The organism is Reyranella soli (assembly GCF_007992495.1).
Taxonomy (GTDB): Bacteria; Pseudomonadota; Alphaproteobacteria; order Reyranellales; family Reyranellaceae; genus Reyranella; species Reyranella soli.
Genome location: NZ_BKAJ01000112.1, coordinates 1 through 18196 on the forward strand (window position 1 = coordinate 1; position 18196 = coordinate 18196).

An 18196-nucleotide genomic window follows, 5' to 3' on the forward strand; every position below is an offset into this window, starting at 1 on the left:
CTGTGCAGAGCTACTAGCAGATGGCACGCGTCGTTCCAGGATGGCTACGATGAGTTGTCCAAGAACGCGGAGGGCCGGCGCCAAGTGCGAGACGCTGGAGCTGGTGCGGGGCTACTACAAGATCCGCGAAGGCCGCGTGCGCAAGCGCATCTTCGAGATGGTCAAGGCGGTGGGTGCGGCCAGTCACGCCGAGGTCCTGAGCGGCCGGAATAAGCGATAGGTCCGGCGGGCTTCCAGCTAGTCTAGCAGCAGTTCGGTAGTCGCATTTGTGCGGTGCCCTTTTGTCAGGCGTGCCGCTGATCGTTAATGCCTTGAAACCAAAGGATTATGCCGAAGAACCCCAATCCCTCGGCGAGCACCTCAAGAAACGCCGCCGCGAAGTGGGTCTCCTCCAGCGGGAGGTCGGCGAGCGGATGGCCGACCACACCAAATCCGACGGAAATTCTCAACACCACCGAAACCTTACGCAGCTCTTACCCGGTATTGGGGTCATATCGTCGAATTAATCTGAATTGTTCCACTATCCGGTTAGGTCTTTGAGCGAAATAGTCCTTCAGCCTCTCAACGACATGGTGGCCAAACCAAACTGCGAGCAGTTCGAGATTTTCGACTTCTTCAAGGCGCGCAGGCTTCGATTCTCCCGATCGATAAAGGAACAACTGATTTGAACCGACTGGCTGATGACGATATGCGAGCCACTTCAGGCAGCAAGGTATCATTCCGCTCGATATCTTCGCGGAGCACGTGCTGACGGCGATCACCGGCCACTGACAACACGCGACCTGCTGAACCGTTTTAGATCTATGACCTTCGCACCTCTGGATGGACTGGCCGGTCGCAGAAGACCGGGCGCTGCGTCCGGCAAGATCGGGCAGTCAGAGTTTCAGAATCCCCCAGCCTTCTTCCCGTGGCCGAGCAGCTGATCAGCGCAGGAGAGCAGCCTGGAATGCACCAGGCGTCACGCCCATCGTTCGCCTGAATGTGGCGATGAAGTGCGCTGGCGTCGCAAAGCCAACACCGTCGGACACCTCGGCAACTGACTTCCCGGGCTTTTTCAGCAGCGTAATCCCCCGCTCGAGCCTACGGAGAACGATGTGCCGATGCGGTGTCACGCCGGTTTGTTGGCGGAACGCGCGGATGAAGTGGTTGACGCTCAAGCTTGCAGCGCCGGCCAATTGACTCAAGGTAAGCGATGGGGCGGTCGCGTCCTCTAGTGCGGCGGTGATCATGTCATTGACACGACGATGAGCCGCGCGAGCAAGACCTCCGCGCGCTGGCTGCGCAGACCGGGGATCGCCGCGGACCAACAGGCGGGCCGCGACGCGCCGGACACCGGATTCGAGCAGCAGTAAATCGTCCGGGTCTCCTCGTGTCGCTGAAACGAAAAGCTGCATCGCAGCCGCCTGTAGTTCGCTGTCATGCGAGTTAAAGAGCGGCAAACAGTTAAATGGCGCTTCCAGCGCGGTTTCGAGAAAGGATTCGCGGAGAAATAGCTGCAGGACGTCGGCTTCCCCTCGTACGGAGATCTGATTTCGCTGGTGCGCAGGCGTCACCGAAACACTCCCAACCGCAGCAACATGCGCGCGCGGCGCCGAGTCCCCGATCCTGTGGCGGACGGGCACGCCGTCTTGCAGGTTTACTACGACGCTAACGATATCGGATGCGCCGATGTCGAAATCCCCGCCGCTGTGGCGCCATCGGGCGATCATTGCGCTCGGCGAAGCTTTCTCCCCTATGGAATGCATGAACACTGGCGGACCAACCGCGGCGATCGTTTCGGCGACGGGTTTCATTTGTCATGTCCGAGGTGGTGGTTAGTCGCGCCGCAAGTCTAGACAGCATCCTAAGCGCGAGTCTGTTCGCTATTGACCACTGCAATGACGCCGGTACGGCGCGTTCGCTCGCCAACGAGCAGCAGCGACCAGACTGCTTCTGGCGGGGCTTCGATCTCAATCGTATCTTGCGCGAACACTCTCAGGCGCGGGCGCCGCAATCCGCCAATTCGCCTCGCGCCGCTATGAAGTTTAAGCGGCCTTCGCCGCCTTCGTCGCGCGGGCCCAACAGACGAGTTCATCCCAAGCCGACATCCTGGGGGCAAGCAGGTTGCCTCGATGTCTTCGAGCGGCTTGTTTGCACCCGTTGGGGAGGACGCCATGACGTCGTTGCCGGCACCTGTCAGGGCTTTACGAACCGATAGGCGAAGCGATCTGTCTCGCCCTTGATCGAAGGGTCGAACACTTTGATCAAGTGCGGATCGTCCTTGTTCGCGAGCATGCTGCTTTCCGACTCCAGCACGAGGCCGGCCGCCTCCACCTCCTCGCGGACGGATGCAGGGTCGATCCGATGCAGCGACTGGGCGTCGCCCGCGCCCGCCCCTGCGGCGGCGGCGTGGTCGACGATGACGTAGGACCCACCGGGTTTCAGCCGCCCGTAGACGGCCCGATTGAAGTGGGCCGCCGTCGCACCCTTCTTCTGCACCAGCGCGGTGTGGAGATCGTGGTAGAACAGGTGCAGCCACAGGACGTCTGCAGGTTGCGTGGCCTCCGGCATCGCGACGAGGTCCGCTGAGACGGCTTCGACGTTCTCTCGGCCCGGCTCCTTCGCGAGAGTCCGCATGCGGCCGACCTGATCGGGCTTTAAGTCGGCGATTTCGGTCGGCACGAAGCTGAAGACCCGCCCTTTGGGTCCCACGACGTCGGAGAACAGGCGCGTCCAGTCGCCGTCGCCCGGGTAAACGTCAATGACAGTGGAGCCCGCCTCTACACGTGCGAACCGGATCAACTCGGATAGCTTGGCTTGGTCGTACATCGGGATCTCCGTTACGGTTGGGCATTCGACGAGAGCGCGGCGTGCGGGGCGGCGATCCGCGGCTCGTTCACCGTCGACCCCGGACCGATCACCGCAGACGGCCAGCGCTATGGCCTGGCCGCGTCCACCTGCGCGGCCCGCGCCAATGCCTGCGTGTCGATAAACTCCCGGATGTGGGCCAGCTTGCCGTCCCGGATGGTAATGTCGAAGACGAAATGGTCCTCGAACGCCTTGTTCGTGGCTGTGATCTTCCCCTTGGCAAAGCCGATGACCAGAACCCGATCTCCCTGCGCTACATATTCGGGGGGCTCTGGATAGGAAAACGGCACCTCCTCGGAAGCCTTCTGAAATGCAGCCGCCACCCCGGCGCGCCCGCGGTGCGTACCGGCCAACGGCCAATCCTCGCCCGGAATGATCCACTCGATGTCTTCGGCGACCAGCGCCACCAGCCCCTCCTTGTCGCCGCGGCCGATGGCGGCAAAGAAGTCCTTCACAGTCTGGACGTTGTCTTGAGTACTCATAACAACTTCTCCTTTCCTCGGATCGTGTCCGATCTACTCCATTGTCAGGCCCAACGACCGGCCTCCTCAAAACCAAGGCGAGGATTGCGCGGGAACACGGAAGCTGGATCGCCGTAGCCAATGCTGCAGATAAAGTTCGAGTGGATTCGCGTGCCAGAGAAGAACGCCTTATCCACGCCTGCGTTGTCGAAGCCCGACATGGGGCCGCAGTCCAGCCCCAACGCCCGCGCAGCGACGATGAGGTAAGCGCCCTGCAGCGTTCCGTTCCGCATCGCCGTCACCTCGGCCATCCCCGGCGCCGCAAAGTACTGCTGCATGACCTCGGCAGCGTGAGGCAAAAGCTTTGGGAGCTCGGCGGCGAAATCCAAATCGTGGCCAATGACGATCGTGACAGGGGCCTTCAGAATTTTCGGCCTGTTCGCTTCCGCAGCCAGTCCGGCGAGCCTTGCCTTTCCATCGGCGCTTCGCACCCAAACGAAACGCGCGGGGCTGCAGTTCGCAGATGTCGGCCCCCATTTCATAAGGTCATAGATCTCGCGCACCGTAGCGTCCTCCACGGGACGATCGGCCCAGCCGTTAAACGTACGAGCGGACCGAAAGATCTGATCGAGCGAGTGGTCGGGTAACGCGGCGGTCATGGATAGATCACTTTCATAAGATGCAGATCAGGTGCTTGCGGCGACATCAGCGATCACGATTCATCAGTCGAACTTGACCAGGTCCTGAAAGACCAGCCGACCCCAACTTATTCCGAACGACTGCACAAGCAGCCCGCCTTCGGACAGTCCGCCAAGTGTGATCGGCGCGAAACCAAGTCTTTCCGCGAGCGCAGCAATCTCGGCTGCAGCGTCTTCATGGTCGCTCGCCAGGAAGATGGCTCTCTTGCCACCGTGCACGGCCGGATCTTGGTCAAGGACAGCAGCGAGCAAATGGTTGAAGCCTTTGACCACTTTTGCGCCCGCGAAGGCCTGCGCGACGAACCTGGAAGAAGGCTGTCCTCTCAGTTCCTCAGGGAACACGCCGTGGGCATTGGTCACATCGACGATAGTCTTGCCGTGCCAATTGGGGAGCGCTTTCGCGACATCCGGATGGGACTCGTAACGGACAACCAAGAAGATGATGTCCGCCTTAACCGCTTCCGCCAGGGTCTTGGGAATGATCTGAGGTCCGATAGCGGCCGCATCGGCCGCCATGCTTTCCGGTTCGCGCGTGGTTGCAACGGATACTTCGATGCCATTACGGGCAAACGCCTTGGCCAGAGCCTTACCGGTAATACCGAAGCCGACAATGGCGTAGCTCATAAACTCTTCCTCGAAGTAATCGCGGAACAATCGAATGTCGCGCCCGGCCGGGCATGGCGCGTCACAGTTGCGCCAGGCCGCCGTCGACGGCGACCTCGCTGGCCGTCATGAAGCTGCTGTCCGACGAGGCGAGAAAGGCAGCAGCGGCCGCGATCTCCGCCGGATCGGCCATGCGCTGGAGCGGAGTCATCGCGCCGTAGGCCTTCTGGCCCTGCTCGCCCAGCGCTTCCTTCGCGAGTTCGGTCGCCGTCACCCCGGGCGACAGCACGTTTACCCGGATGCCGGTGCCCTTCAGGTCTCCCGCCCAGGTCCGCGCAAGGTTGCGCACGGCCGCCTTGCTCGCGCTGTAGGCGGTGAATGCCGGGGCGCCCGTGGTGCCGGCGCTCGATCCGGTCAGGATGATCGAACCGCCCTGGCCCATCAGCGGCAACGCCTTCTGGACCGTGAAGATCGTACCCTTCACATTGACGTCGAAGGTTTCGTCAATGTGCTCGGCGGTGATCTGGCCGAGCGGAAGCGGGCTTCCCACCCCGGCATTGGCGAAGACGATGTCGAGGGTTCCGCGCTCGCCCTTCACCGCCGCGTAAAGCCGGTCGAGGTCGGCCTCGTCGGAGACCGAGCCCTTCACCGCGCGGGCATTGGGCCCGAGCCCGGCCACGGCGGCGTCGAGCGCTTCCTGCCGGCGGCCGAAGATGAAGACGAAGGCGCCCTCCTCGATGAAGCGCTTAGCCGCGGCGAGGCCGATGCCGGTAGCGCCACCGGTGATCACGGCGGTCTTTCCATTCAGTCTGGTCACGACGTGCATCCTTTGTTGGCGTTATTCCCTTAGCGTGTGGATCACTAGATCGTATAAGTTCCAACCCTGATCCGCTTCCGCGCGCCACCAGTGATGCCGCCTTCAGAACGTGTGCGATGTGGCTCCGTTCCTAAAACCAAAAGCGAAGGGTGATTTCGCGATACTGCTGCCGTCGACCTCGGCAGCACATCGGCGCATGGTTCTGCTGGAAGCTCGGGCTCCGACCTAGAACCTGAGCCTCAACAAACGTTTGATCCGCGGCAGGGGTTTGGCGCAACTTTTGATTGGAAACACGCAGCGATCGTGGCCTGCTGCTGCAACTTCCGCCGGCGGTTCGTCAGTGATCGCAGCGAAAGAAAGCAGGTCTTGCTGGCCTGGCGCCTGCCAGCGACCCCATAGACAGGCTTAGTCGCTACCGATGCAGCCACTTGCGGCGGAAAGCTTCGAGGAAATCGGGTGCCCGCAGCGATTGAAGACTACGCCTTGATCGGCGATTGCGAGACCTCGGCGCTCGTCGGCCGGGATGGTTCGATCGACTGGCTATGCTGGCCGACTTTCGATTCCGCCGCCTGCTTCTCGGCGCTGCTCGGCGACGAGAACAACGGTCGTTGGATTATTTGCCCGTCCGACGAAGTTGTCTTGACCTCGCGACACTATCGCCGGGACACGCTCGTTCTCGAAACTGCATTTGAGACCGCGGAGGGCTCTGCGACGCTGATCGATTTCATGCCGCCGCGCGGCGACGCGTCTCACGTCGTCCGGATCGTGCGCGGGGATCGCGGGCGCGTGCGGTTTCGGACGCAGGTGATCCTTCGCTTCGGGTTCGGTCTCGATATTCCATGGGTTCGACGGGACGACAAAGGTGCACTGCTCGCGATTTGCGGATCCGACATGACAGTGATGCGAACACCCGTCGACCTGCGCGGGAAAGACATGACAACAGTCGCGGACTTCGAGGTCTCTGAGGGCGATTCCGTTCCTTTCGTGATGAGCTATGGGCCATCCCATCTTGCCCTCCCGGCTTCAATCGACGCGATGGATGCCCTTTCCGACACGGAGGCCTTCTGGATTGACTGGTCGGCCCGCTCAAACTATCGCGGCCAAAGCCGCGATCTGATCATGAGGTCCCTGATCACACTGAAGGCTCTCACTTTTGCGCCTACGGGCGGAATGGTCGCCGCCCCCACGACGTCCCTGCCGGAGAAGCTGGGCGGCACTCGCAACTGGGATTATCGGTTCTGCTGGCTGCGCGACGCGACCTGCACGCTGCTGGCTTTCCAGAACTCCGGATACACGGATGAGGCGCTCGCTTGGTACAGGTGGCTGTTGCGGTCCGTCGCCGGCACACCGGCGAGTATGCAGATAATGTACGGCATTGCTGGCGCCCGTCGGTTGCCGGAGTGGCAAGCAGACTGGCTCGCGGGATATGAGGGTGCCAAACCGGTCAGGATCGGTAACGCTGCACACGAACAACTGCAGCTCGACGTCTATGGTGAACTGCTCGACTCGTTCTATCAGGCGCGTGTCGCCGGCCTGAGCCTGGATGACGGCACCTGGGCCGTCGAGTGCCAGGTGCTGAAGCATCTAAGCGAGATCTGGGGCAGAGCGGATAGCGGGATCTGGGAGCGGCGTGGCCCACCACAGCATTATGTATCGTCGAAGGTGATGAGCTGGGTCGCCTTCGACCGCGGCATCAAGAGCGCCGAGAAGTTCGGCTTAAAAGCTCCGTTAAACGAATGGCGCACCGTTCGGGATAAAATTCATGAGGACGTCTGCACGAACGGCTTCGATCCCGGTCTCAATGCGTTCACGGTGTCTTATGGCACGGCGTTCCTCGATGCCAGCATTTTGCTGATGCCGGTCGTCGGCTTCCTGCCCGCGAACGATCCGCGCGTGATCGGCACGCTGAAGGCGGTCGAGCGTCATCTCTTGGTTGACGGGTTCGTCATGCGCCATGATCGTCGCGACCCTCATTACGGTGGCGAGCATTCCGTCGAGGGCGCTTTCCTCGCGTGCAGTTTATGGCTCGCGGACGCCTGGCTGCTGGCAGGCGACATCGACAAAGCCAGAAGGTTGTTTGATCGCGTCGTCGGGGTCGCCAACGACGTCGGTCTGTTGGCCGAAGAGTATGACGTTGGCGCGGCCCGCCAGGTCGGCAATTTTCCGCAGGCGTTGACGCATATCGCGCTGATCAATACGGCGCAAAATCTGGCCGAAGCCAACCGACAAACGGTCGCCACGCAGCGCGCACACGCTGGATAATTCACACCATTTCTTAGACGCCAGCTGGCCCGTCGGCCAATCGTGCGGCCAGGAAGTCGGTCACCGGGGCCGAAGCTGACCCGGCTAGCATCTGTTGGTAACCTGATCGACCTCTTTCCGGGTCACGTCCCCGTAACGCCAAGATACAAGAACCGTGAAGACGTCGGTGAGTTCATCTAGGCTTCATTTGCGGCGCCGCACGAAGCGGGCCTAGCGGATCTTCGAGATGGTCAAGGCGGTGGACGCCAGCCATGCCAGGGTACTAGGCGGGCCGCCGAGGACGCAAAACCCGGCGCGCTTCCGGTTGATCACAGTGTGGCAGTCACATTTGTGCGGCGCCATTTTGTCAGGGCGTATCGCTCGCCGTTAAGGCCAGGAAACCAAAGGATTATTTCGAAACACTCCAGTCCTTGGGCCAGCATCTCAAGAGGCGCCGCTCGACGCCTCCCCCACCGCCGCCAGCCACAGCACCAGCGGCTCGTCCCAGGCCGGCGTCACGCGGACCCGCACGCCGGCACCGCACATCGCCGCGACGCCTGCCAGCACTGACTGCACGACGTAGTCCGCCGGCGCGCCGGTCGCCCGCTCGGTGTCGGTGGTCCAGTCGCGCCAAGGGTTCGGCAGCAGCGCCAGCGGAACGACCGGCACGGGGCCACGGCGACGATCGAGGATGCTGAGGTCGGGGTCGCGCCAGTTGTCTTTCGACTTTCGCGCCTCGACTGGTCGAGACACTTCCCTGCGGATCGAGGATGCATTCAGCCATGGTGATCGAGCTGCAGCTTTACCCGCTTCGCCAGGCTGCCGTCTAAGCGAGCTACCAGCCGAGCGCGTAGCCGGGTCGCCTCGGATCGGCTCCACCGACCAGAATGCCGGTTTTCATGTCTTTGACGATCGTGCAGACGGCGCCAGCCCGCCAGGACCAGTCGGGCCAGTCGACCACGTCATGTCCAAGCTCTCGAAGGCTGGCGCGGACCTCCGCGGGTATGCGTCCCTCGACCTGCACGCGGCGAGGAAAATAGTCGTGCGGTTCGAAGCTGTCCGGGAAAGAGTACGAAGCGAATCGCGGCGCTTCGACGGCCGTCTGCGGATCCATGCCCCACAGGACGACGTTCAGGAACACCTGCAGCATCATCTGCTGCTGGATGTCGCCGCCCGGCGTCCCGAATGGCATGGCCAATTCCCCCTTCTTGATCGCCAACGCGGGCGCCGGCGTAAGCCGGGGACGTTTGCCAGGCGCCACCGAGCTCGGATGATCCGGCTGCGTCCAACTCTGCGAGCCTCGGGTCGACAGGCACAATCCTGTGCCCGGAATGATCGGGCCGTCGAAGGTCGTATCGGACGGCGACGACGAGAAGACGTTACCTTCTGCGTCGACCACGCAGATGTACGTCGTATCCTTGGGGACCTGCGGTGCCCCGCTCGCTCCGCGCGGGGCCTCGCCGGGCGGCGGCATGCCTGGCCATGCACGCTCACTGTCGATCAGCCGGCGCCGTTCAGTAGCATAAGCGCGCGACAGAAGATGCTCCAGCGGCACGGTCACATGGCACGGGTCACCGTAGTATTTCTCCCGGTCCGAAAATCCGAGCTTGATCGCCTCTATCAGGAAATGGACGTAAGCCGCAGAGTTGTGCCCCAACGCCTTCAACGCGTCGGCATCGATCAGCCGAAGGATTTGCAACAGCACGGGACCCTGGCACCAGGGGCCGCAGGCGAAGACGTCGATGCCATTCCAGTCGACGGTGGTCGCCCGTTCGATCTCCGACTGGAAGTCCGCCAGGTCCTCGTGGCGAAGCCAGCCGCCCTGAGAAAGATGATAGTCGATGAAGCTCGCCGCGAGATCGCCGCGGTAGAAGGCATCCCGGGCGGCCTGCAGACCGGCCAGCCTCCCCTTTGTCGAAGCGGCCTGTTCTTCGTCCGCCATGTATTGCAGCGACCGGCCGAGATCCTTGTTCTGGAACATCTCACCAACCTGCGGGACGCGGCCGTTCGGCAGGTAGAGCGCCGTGTTCGAGGGCCATCGGCTGTAGTCCGCGCGGAAGAGTTGCAGGACTTCAGCCAAGAGCGGGTAGACGGGGAAGCCCTCCGAGGCGAACCGTATGGCCGAGCGCGCCGCCTCGCCGAAGGACCACGTCCCGAATCGCGCCAGGGCCGTGATCCAGGCATCCGGCGCGGCCGGCACGACCGTGCGCAGGATGCCCGGCGGGATCTTTCCCTCGAACTCCTCGATGAACACCCGGGGATCGGTGAGTTTCGGCCAATGGCCAAGTCCCGCGATCGTGAAGACAGTGTCGGATTTCTTCTCGTAGATGACGATGGGCGCCACGCCGGCCGCACTCACCAGATCCGGCTTGAGCACGCCGAGGGCGATTCCGGCTGCGCAACCGGCATCGATCGCGTTGCCGCCAGCCTCTAGCACGCAGAACGCGGCGTGGGACGCCGCGTAGTGCTCGGTCACCACCATATGCCGGGTGCCCCTGATGGCGGGCCGGTAGGACGACAGATCTCCGAGGGCTTTGGGCTTCGTAGTCAGTTTCGTTCCCAATTCATCGAGTCACCTCCCCCAGATCGACGTTGGATCGTCCGGCGGCCCAGCCCGTGACCGTGTCCGCATCGCATTCCCCGACGATGGCCCGCGCAAGGCCGTCCGTGATCAAGGGCTGAAGCTTGAAACCGTGACCCGAGCATGCGCTCACGACCCAACCTGAGGCGCCGATTGGCCGAACGACGAATTGCTCCTTGTCCTCGACGGTGTAGTAGCATGCCTTGCGTTCGAGTTCCGCGTAGCGCTCGAAGCCGAGGAAGGCGCGGCGGACTGACCGCCGGACGGGCTCCAGGTCATCGTCGCTGGCGAGGCGGGGGGCATCCGGATCTCCCTCGCGGGTGAAATTGTGATTGCCGACCTTCATGCGCGTTCCGAAACGTGGCGGCAACGCATAGCACCGAGACTCCTCGCTGAGATCGGCAATGACCGGCGCCCGGCTCCACGCCTCTGCGAGCTCCGGCGGGGGTGCCAGGTAAGCCACCGCTTGCCGAGACGGCGTGACCATGCGCTTCAGCATCGGGATGAGGCGGTCGACCCAGGGACCCGCGGTCACCGCGACCACATCGGCGCCGATGGTCTCCCCGCCGACCGTGATGGTCGCGCGATCGGGGTCGACGGAATCGACCTTCGAATAGGCATGCAGACCCACGCCGCGCTGGCTGAGGAGGACGATCAGGTCGGACATGATTCGATTGGGAAAGAGCATGCCGGCGCCTTCCGTCTCGAGCACGTGCGTCAGCCCCTCCGGATTGATCATCGGAAAGCGGCCGGGGACGTCGGCAATCGGCACCTCCTTGTACGGCACCGCCAGCTGGTTCAACGACGCCAGCGACGGCTCCAGCCAGGGCGTTCCACCGCGCATGAAGTAGACGATGCCGACAGGCTCGTAATGCCGCCGCCCCAGATCGCGGAACAAGGTTTCCCAGATCTGGAAGGCCTTCGGCATCAAGTTGGCGTAACCGGTCATGCTGCCGTACGCGTGGCGGGTGGTGCGATGTTCGTCGAACGACGACGCAATCGGGTTGGGAATGGGCCCCTGCTCGTACACGGAAACGGCATGGCCGCGCCGGGACAGTGCCCAGGCGAGCGTCAGACCTGCGATACCGGCGCCGACAACGATGACTTTCAACGGAACACCTCTCACCATCGCACACCTCCCCTTTCGAAAGGGTCGGCCGTCACTTGAAGCCATAAAGCTGCGCCGGGTTCTCTACGAGAATCCTGTCGAGGATCTTTTCGACGCCGACGAAAGAGCAGAACGCCAAGAACATCGCGACGGTATCGGGCTGGTCCTTCTCCGTCGCGTGCGGCCAGTCCGAACCCCACACCAGCCGTTCCGGCATCGCTTCGACGAACGCCGCCACCGTCCGGGCAAACCGGTCGCTTTGCGTGCCCTTCGTATCCGGCTCCAGATACGGCGACGACAACTTCACCCATGCCCGGCCCCGCTCCACGATCTTCGCGATCGTCGCGAAGGCGTCGGCGTCTTCTCCCTTCGGATCGCGAATCCGGCAGATGTGCTCGAAGACGATCGGCGTCGGCAAAGACTCCAGGATCCCAGCCATCTCTACAATCTGGCTCGGGCCGGCATAGACCTGGACGTGCCAGCCGAAGCCGGCGATGCGGCGGGCAATGGGCGCCATGTCCTCGATTTTCCAGGGACCTCCCTGGATGCAGTTGAACCGGGCCGCCACGAAGCCCGCCTTGTTCAACTCAGAGATTTCGGCGTTGCTGGAGTCCTTCGTCAGGACCGCCGTTGCTCTGGCCGGAATGCCGAGGGAGACGATCGCGTCGCGTGAACAGCTATTGTCCGAGCCATAGATGGAAGGGCCTGCCACGACGCAGCGCGCAATACCGATTCTTTCCCGGACCTTCGTGTAGCCCCCCACCAAAGCATCCGGCGGATTCAACGCCGCGCCCGACCACAGGGGGTAGCGATGGTCGAGGATATGCATGTGGCAGTCACAGATGTCGCGCATCGCCATCCCATTCCGTCAGTGAAGCCGCTTGCAGGCTTCGACGATGCGCAGACAGCCTTCCTCGATCGCCTCGAGCGAGTTGGCGAACGACAGGCGGAGATAGGGCGACAACCCATAGGGCGTTCCATCGAGCACGGCCACGCCGTGATCGAGCAGGTACATCGCCACATCGGTGTCCGTCTCCAAAATCTTGCCCGCCGGCGTTCTGCGGCCGATGAGTCCCGCTACCGACGGATAGAGATAGAAGGCGCCCTCGGGCTTGGTGAGGCGAAGGCCCGGCGCCTGTCCCAGCAGCGCCATCATGCGATCACGCTTCTGCTCGTAGTCCCTGACCGCCTGCCGCACGTGCGTCTGGTCACCATCGAGGGCGGCAATGGCTGCGGTCTGGCTGATGGACGACGCGCAGGAGGTGCTCTGGCCCAGGAGCTTGGCGATCGCGGCAATCAGCGCAGCCGGCCCCGCGGCGTAGCCGATGCGCCAGCCGGTCATCGCGTAGCCTTTCGACATGCCGTTGACGAGCAGCGTGCGCGAGGCCAGGGACGGATCGACCTGCACCGGATTGAGGGAGACATTGCCGTCGAAGGTCAGGTACTCATAGATCTCGTCGACCATCACGCCGACATGAGGATGGCGCGCCAGCACTCGCGCGATCTCGCCCATCTCGTCACGGCTGTAGACGGCACCCGACGGATTGTTCGGCGAATTGAGAACCAGCCACCTGGTGCGGGGCGTGATGGCTTTTTCCAGCCCGTCGCCGCGAAGCTTGAAGCCGACATTCTCGCCGCATTCGACAAGGATGGGCTTCCCGCCGTTCAAGCGCACGATCTCCGGGTAGGAGACCCAGTGGGGCGCCGGAATGATGACTTCATCCTGTTCGCTCAAGGTCGCCGCGAAGGCCTCGAAGATGAGCTGCTTGGCGCCACACCCGACAACGATCCGGTCGATGCCGTATTGGAGGTGATTGTCCCTCTCCAGTTTCCGGCTGATGGCCTGGCGAAGGGCGGGCTTGCCCCAGGCCGGCGTGTAGTGGGTATCGCCCGCCTTCATCGCCTCGATGGCGGCCGCGACGATGTGCGGCGCCGTATCGATGCACGGTTCGCCGATCGTGAAGTCGACGACCTTGATGCCGGCTGCCGCCAGCCGGACGACCTTCTCCTGCGCCTCGATACTGGCCGAGGCCTTGAGACGGGTGACGCGCTCGGCAAGCACAAACGACATGATTACATTTCCACCTTGATACCGGCCTTCGTGATGACTTCACCCCACTTTGCCACTTCGTCGACGAAGAACTTTGCCGCTTGCGCGGGGGTTGAGCCGACCGGCACCAAGCCCATTTCCGAAAACTGCTTGGTCAGCTCCGGGCTCTTGACTGCTTTTTGGACCTCGGCCGAAAGACGTTGAATGATCTCCGCAGGCGTTCCTGCAGGCGCCAGGAACATCACCCAACTGGAGGACTCGATCGCCGGTCCACCCGCTTCGACGATGGTCGGAATCTCCTCTACGCCTGGAGCTCGATCCTTCGAGATCATGGCCAGCGCCCGAATTCGCCCGGCCCGTACGTTTGAAAGCGCATTGCTCGGTCCGTCGACGAGCACCTGGATATTTCCTGCAGCCAGATCCGCGATGGCCGGGGCGGAACCCTTGTAGGAAATGTTCTCCATCTGGATGCCGGTGGCTTGCTTCAACATTTCCGCCGTCAACTGTCCCGCGGAGCCGACGCCTGTCTCGCCATAAGATAGTTTCCCCGGGTTGGCTCTCGCGTAACTGATCAGCTCAGCGACGTTCTTCACGGGCAGTGAATTCGTGACCAGAAGCATGGTGGGCGTGGTGGCAATCAGCGACACCGGACTGAAGCTCAGTTGATGGTCGAACTTGAGCTTACCCGCGTAGAGCGTCTTGTTGATGGCATGAGCGGCCACCACGGTGATGAATGTGTAGCCATCGGGCCGCGCATGCGCGACCAGTTCGGTCCCGATCAGCCCGTTGGCGCCAGGGCGACTATCAACGACGAAAGGCTGACCGAGGTCGAATTTGCTGAGCACCAGACGCGTGAGAGAGTCGGCGAAACCGCCGGGCGCATAGGGAATGATCCAACGGATTGGCTTGTCGGGCCACGTTCCAGCACCGGCATTGCGAGCGCCGGACGCTACACCGACGGCAAGCGCTCCTCGAATCGCCGTACGTCGATCTAGCTTCATCACGAACGATACTCCGCTTTACTGTTTCTTGCCGACGCCAGAGAACTCGATGACCGGCGGCAGCGGATCGGGGACCTCGACGTTGCTGCGCACCGCGCCGAGAACGTACCACTCGCCGAACGCGGGGTTCCGATGGAGAACTCGGCGGGGCGCCGGGCGAGGTACCGGCTGGCCGGCACTCGACAGGCGCCGCCCAGATCGTCGCGATCAGGCATGATCGAAACAATATGGATCGGCATCTCTGCACAAAAGAGATAGTTTGTTATAGGATTCCATCTCTTTTCTGCATGTCATACGGTTCAGGATGATCACGTTGAAACAACTCGAGGCGCTGCTCTGGATCGTCGAGCTCGGCACCTTCGAACGCGCGGCGGCCAAGCTGAGCACATCGCAGTCGGCAATCTCGAAGCGCATGCACGAGCTTGAAGCATCGACTGGTATCGCGATCTTCGACAGGCGCGAGCGCAAGGCGCAGCTGACCGACGAAGGCGATCAGGTCCTCGTCCTGGCGCGCCAGATGCTGGCTTTGCAGGATCAGATCGTCACGCTCAAAGGCGGCGAGAATTCACCCTTCCGCAAGCTCAGATTGGGCGTGACGGAACTCACGGCTTTTACGTGGCTGCCGAGCCTCGTGTCGGCCATTCGCGTCAACTACCCGAACGTGACGCTGGAGCCGCAAGTCGATTCGACGCGGGCCCTCTGCGAGAGCCTCGCCGACGACAAGATCGATATCATCGCCGTGCCCGGGACGTTGTTCGATTCCGCGTTCACCTCGGTACCGCTGGCCAAAGTCACCAACGTGTGGATGGCACGACCCGGGCTCGTGAAAAGAAAACGCTCCTTCAGGCTCACCGACTTGTACGAGTACACGATTCTCATGCAAGGGCGACGGTCAGGGTCGGGTTTGTTTCTCAGCAAATGGATGGAGGCGCGCGGCGTGTTCTTTCCACATTCCATTTCAACCGATAGCCTCCCCGCCCTGGCTGGCCTGGCTGTCGCGGGGCTTGGCGTCGGCTATCTGCCGCGCCAGTGTTTTCAACCCCTCTTTTCCAAGAGGATGCTCACCATTTTGCCCGTCAAGCCGGCGTTGCCATCCGTTCCATACTCTGCCGTGTATAGACACGACAGGCCATCGGCTCTGACGTCAACGATCGCCGAGCTCATGCGGGCCGTCTGCGACTTCGATCGTGAGTCGCCTGCCGAGCCGCTGAACTCGATCAAGCCCTGACCGGCATCGCCTTAACGTTCAGCCGACCGGCTTCAGGAATAAGCGCCAACGTAGGTTCCGTTTGCGACGCTTCGGATCATGTCCGCTTCCTTTTCGGCTTGCTTCTTCGTTGCGGCGAGGAGGTCCCCGGCGATGTCCGGCGAGAACGCGACGATCCCATCGGCGTCCCCTACGATGATATCGCCCGGATTGACCATCATTCCGCCAACGCCGACCGGCACGTTGATTGCGCCCGGCCCGTTCTTATAGGGACCCAGGTGAATTGAAGAGCGGGCGAAAACAGGAAAGTCTCCCACGGAAATCTGTTCGACGTCCCGAATCGCCCCGTCGATGACAAAGCCGGAGGCGCCGCGAGATTTCGCGATGGCGGCCATGATCTCGCCGATCAAGGCCCTGCCGTCGAAGCCGCCGCCATCGACAACGATGACAGCCCCCGGAAACACCTCGTCGAGGGCTTTGTGGATGAAAAGATTGTCTCCCACGGCGGTCCGAACGGTCAGCGCACGGCCAACCAGCCTCGTCCTCTTCGAGAATGGCCGGATGCCGACAGCTCCGATAGCGCGATCGAGATTATCGCTTATGTTGGCCACCGAGCATGTCCCCAAGGCTTCGATTATCTCTGAGACATTGGCTTCGACCCGGAATGTCATTTGTCGACTTCCTCACTTGATCGGGTAAGCAGGGGTGGCGGTGCGGGACGTCACAGGAAGCCGATCGACAGCCAGGGGAAGAGCACGATCAGCACGACGCCGACCAGTAGCGCGGCGAGGTAGACCCAAACGCGGCCTAGGGCGAGGTCGGGATCGACCTTGCCGATGGCACAGGCCACGTAGAAGCCGACGCCGAGCGGCGGCGCGAACAGGCCGAGGCTCATCGACAGGATGGCGACCATTGCATAGTGCACCTCGTTGACGCCGACCTGTCGGGCGATCGGGAACAGCAGCGGCCCGAACAGGACGATGGCCGGAATGCCCTCCAGCACCGAGCCCAGGATCGCAAAGGCGACTACCGACACCGCCAGGAAGCCGAGCGCACCGCCCGGCATGCGGGTCATCACCTCGGCGAGCTGCCGCGAGAAGCCGGACTGGGTGAGCGCCCAGCCCATCGCGGTGGCAGCGCCGATGATCAGCAGGATGGCGCCGGTCAGGGCAGCGGTCTCGACTAGAAGCGGATACATCGTGCGCAGCGGGAAGGTGCGGTAGACCAGGATGCCGATGATCGCGGTGTAGACGATGCCGATAGTCGAAACTTCGGTGGCCGTCGCCACGCCTTCGACCACTGCGGTGCGGATGACGACGGGCAGGATCAGGGCCGGGATGGCGACCACGAAGGCCTTGCCGATGGCGCGGGCGCCTGGACGCCCTACGGCGGACAGGTCTTCGCGGCGCGAGCGGAAGTAGGCGACGACGGCCAACAGGAGCGCCAGCAGGAGGGCCGGCAGCAGGCCTCCGGTGAAAAGCGCGGCGATCGAAACGCCGGTGACCGAGCCGATGGTGATCAGCACCAGGCTGGGCGGGATCGTCTCCGACATCGCGCCGGAGGCCGAAAGCAACGCCACCAACTCACCGGGATGGGCACCGCGCTTCTTCATTTCGGGGAACAGGACCGGCGCGACCGCGGCCATGTCCGCGGCCTTGGCGCCGGAGATGCCCGAGACGAGGTACATGGCGGCCAGCAAGACGTAGCTCAGGCCGCCGCGCACATGGCCGAGCAGCGAGGCGAGGAAGCTCACCATGGCGCGCGCCATGCCGGTCACCTCGATCAGCAGGCCGAGGAAAACGAACAGGGGCACGGAGAGCAGGATGAGGTGGGACATCCCCTCCTCCATGCGGCTCACGACTACCGTGAGCGGCACCGAGGTCATGAGCGCAAGGTAGCTCAGCGTGGCGATGCCGAAGCCGAAGGCGATGGGCACGCCGATGGCGATGCAGACGGCGGTTAACCCGCAGAAGAACACTAGCAGATTGAAGTTGCCCATCGCCAGCAGTAGTGGCTGCAGCAACCACAGGCCGCCGGCTGCTACGGCGCCGACTGCCGCCACCGCGAACAGCCGGGAGGGCCGCGCCTGCTCGGCCATACGCAGGAGGACGACCGCCATCATGAGGACGGCGCAGACGACGATCGCGCTGGTGCGCCAGCTGTTGGCGACCTCGAGCGCGGGCGTGGTGATGAAGCGTTCGGCGGCGGCATACTCGGCGGCTGGCACGATGATCAGCGCGACGAACAAAGCGATGACGAGCGAGCCTGCGGCTTCGAGCCAGGCGCGCATTGCCGGCGGAGCAAGATTGACGAACAGGGTGAGGCGCATGTGGGCGCCGCGGCGCAAGGCGATGGTCGAGCCCAGCATGGCGAGCCAGAGGAACAGGATCGCAGCCAACTCGTCCGACCAGATGACCGGCTGGTGGAAGACATAGCGGGCGACCACGCCGGCGAACAGCAGCGCGGTCTGGACGAAGATCAGGATGGCAGCCGGGACCTCGGTAATCAGCGCCAGGACGCGATCGGCGCGGGAGCACCAGGCTTTGATTCCCGCCGGAATCTCCTCATTCCGATCGACAGTC

At 62.9% G+C, this 18196-nt stretch carries 18 protein-coding genes; 3 read left to right on the forward strand and 15 right to left on the reverse strand.

The features are described from left to right. Window positions 1-49: 49 nt before the first annotated feature. Window positions 50-220 carry a hypothetical protein gene (locus RSO01_RS47595; RefSeq protein ID WP_170303453.1) on the forward strand — a complete coding sequence of 57 codons (171 nt, stop codon included), beginning with the start codon at window positions 50-52 and terminating at the stop codon, window positions 218-220. A gap of 64 nt (window positions 221-284) precedes the next feature. Here RSO01_RS47595 and RSO01_RS47600 read toward each other — a convergent pair whose 3' ends face one another. From RSO01_RS47600 to RSO01_RS29940, 7 genes are all read right to left on the reverse strand, one after another. Then, window positions 285-452 (reverse strand): hypothetical protein, encoded by a 168-nt coding sequence (locus RSO01_RS47600; protein WP_170303454.1) that lies wholly within the window; start codon window positions 450-452, stop codon window positions 285-287. Between the two features lie 471 nt (window positions 453-923). Next, window positions 924-1793 (reverse strand): helix-turn-helix transcriptional regulator, encoded by an 870-nt coding sequence (locus tag RSO01_RS29915; protein ID WP_147154228.1) that lies wholly within the window; start codon window positions 1791-1793, stop codon window positions 924-926. Between the two features lie 382 nt (window positions 1794-2175). Continuing rightward, window positions 2176-2808, reverse strand: coding sequence for a class I SAM-dependent methyltransferase (locus RSO01_RS29920; protein ID WP_147154229.1), 633 nt, complete (start codon window positions 2806-2808; stop codon window positions 2176-2178). 107 nt (window positions 2809-2915) lie between these two features. Continuing rightward, window positions 2916-3329: a nuclear transport factor 2 family protein gene (locus RSO01_RS29925; RefSeq protein ID WP_147154230.1), complete on the reverse strand. Its 414-nt coding sequence runs from the start codon at window positions 3327-3329 to the stop codon at window positions 2916-2918. Window positions 3330-3373: 44 nt separating this feature from the next. Next, window positions 3374-3967: a malonic semialdehyde reductase gene (locus tag RSO01_RS29930; protein ID WP_147154231.1), complete on the reverse strand. Its 594-nt coding sequence runs from the start codon at window positions 3965-3967 to the stop codon at window positions 3374-3376. A gap of 63 nt (window positions 3968-4030) precedes the next feature. Further along, window positions 4031-4630 carry an NADPH-dependent F420 reductase gene (locus RSO01_RS29935; RefSeq protein WP_147154232.1) on the reverse strand — a complete coding sequence of 200 codons (600 nt, stop codon included), beginning with the start codon at window positions 4628-4630 and terminating at the stop codon, window positions 4031-4033. Between the two features lie 61 nt (window positions 4631-4691). Next, entirely contained in the window at window positions 4692-5426 is a 735-nt protein-coding gene (locus RSO01_RS29940; protein WP_147154233.1) for an SDR family NAD(P)-dependent oxidoreductase, read from the reverse strand. A 456-nt stretch (window positions 5427-5882) separates the two neighbouring features. Here RSO01_RS29940 and RSO01_RS29950 point away from each other — a divergent pair, with 456 nt between their 5' ends. Further along, a complete protein-coding gene (locus RSO01_RS29950; protein ID WP_147154234.1) occupies window positions 5883-7688 on the forward strand; it encodes a glycoside hydrolase family 15 protein in 1806 nt (601 codons plus the stop codon). A gap of 423 nt (window positions 7689-8111) precedes the next feature. Here the strand turns inward: RSO01_RS29950 and RSO01_RS29955 are convergent, their stop codons facing one another. The 6 genes from RSO01_RS29955 to RSO01_RS29980 all read right to left on the reverse strand — a co-directional run bounded on the left by RSO01_RS29955 (window position 8112) and on the right by RSO01_RS29980 (window position 14407). Next, entirely contained in the window at window positions 8112-8420 is a 309-nt protein-coding gene (locus RSO01_RS29955) for a DUF3987 domain-containing protein (RefSeq protein ID WP_147154235.1), read from the reverse strand. A gap of 82 nt (window positions 8421-8502) precedes the next feature. Beyond that, on the reverse strand, window positions 8503-10149 hold the full coding sequence (locus tag RSO01_RS29960) for a gamma-glutamyltransferase family protein (protein ID WP_147154236.1): 1647 nt from the start codon (window positions 10147-10149) through the stop codon (window positions 8503-8505). 82 nt (window positions 10150-10231) lie between these two features. Further along, window positions 10232-11359, reverse strand: coding sequence for an NAD(P)/FAD-dependent oxidoreductase (locus RSO01_RS29965; RefSeq protein WP_218037498.1), 1128 nt, complete (start codon window positions 11357-11359; stop codon window positions 10232-10234). A gap of 49 nt (window positions 11360-11408) precedes the next feature. Continuing rightward, entirely contained in the window at window positions 11409-12215 is an 807-nt protein-coding gene (locus RSO01_RS29970; RefSeq protein WP_147154238.1) for an amidohydrolase family protein, read from the reverse strand. Between the two features lie 9 nt (window positions 12216-12224). After that, window positions 12225-13427: an aminotransferase class I/II-fold pyridoxal phosphate-dependent enzyme gene (locus RSO01_RS29975; protein ID WP_147154239.1), complete on the reverse strand. Its 1203-nt coding sequence runs from the start codon at window positions 13425-13427 to the stop codon at window positions 12225-12227. A gap of 2 nt (window positions 13428-13429) precedes the next feature. Further along, complete coding sequence (locus tag RSO01_RS29980) at window positions 13430-14407, reverse strand: Bug family tripartite tricarboxylate transporter substrate binding protein (protein WP_246158923.1); 978 nt, start codon at window positions 14405-14407, stop codon at window positions 13430-13432. 304 nt (window positions 14408-14711) lie between these two features. Here RSO01_RS29980 and RSO01_RS29985 point away from each other — a divergent pair, with 304 nt between their 5' ends. Next, window positions 14712-15635 (forward strand): LysR family transcriptional regulator, encoded by a 924-nt coding sequence (locus RSO01_RS29985; protein WP_147154241.1) that lies wholly within the window; start codon window positions 14712-14714, stop codon window positions 15633-15635. Window positions 15636-15667: 32 nt separating this feature from the next. On the opposite strand, the gene RSO01_RS29990 is transcribed toward RSO01_RS29985, so the two are convergent. Together RSO01_RS29990 and RSO01_RS29995 are read right to left on the reverse strand one after the other, a co-directional pair. Next, complete coding sequence (locus tag RSO01_RS29990) at window positions 15668-16285, reverse strand: RraA family protein (protein ID WP_147154242.1); 618 nt, start codon at window positions 16283-16285, stop codon at window positions 15668-15670. Window positions 16286-16335: 50 nt separating this feature from the next. After that, a complete protein-coding gene (locus RSO01_RS29995) occupies window positions 16336-18174 on the reverse strand; it encodes a TRAP transporter large permease (RefSeq protein ID WP_246158924.1) in 1839 nt (612 codons plus the stop codon). Window positions 18175-18196 lie beyond the last annotated feature (22 nt).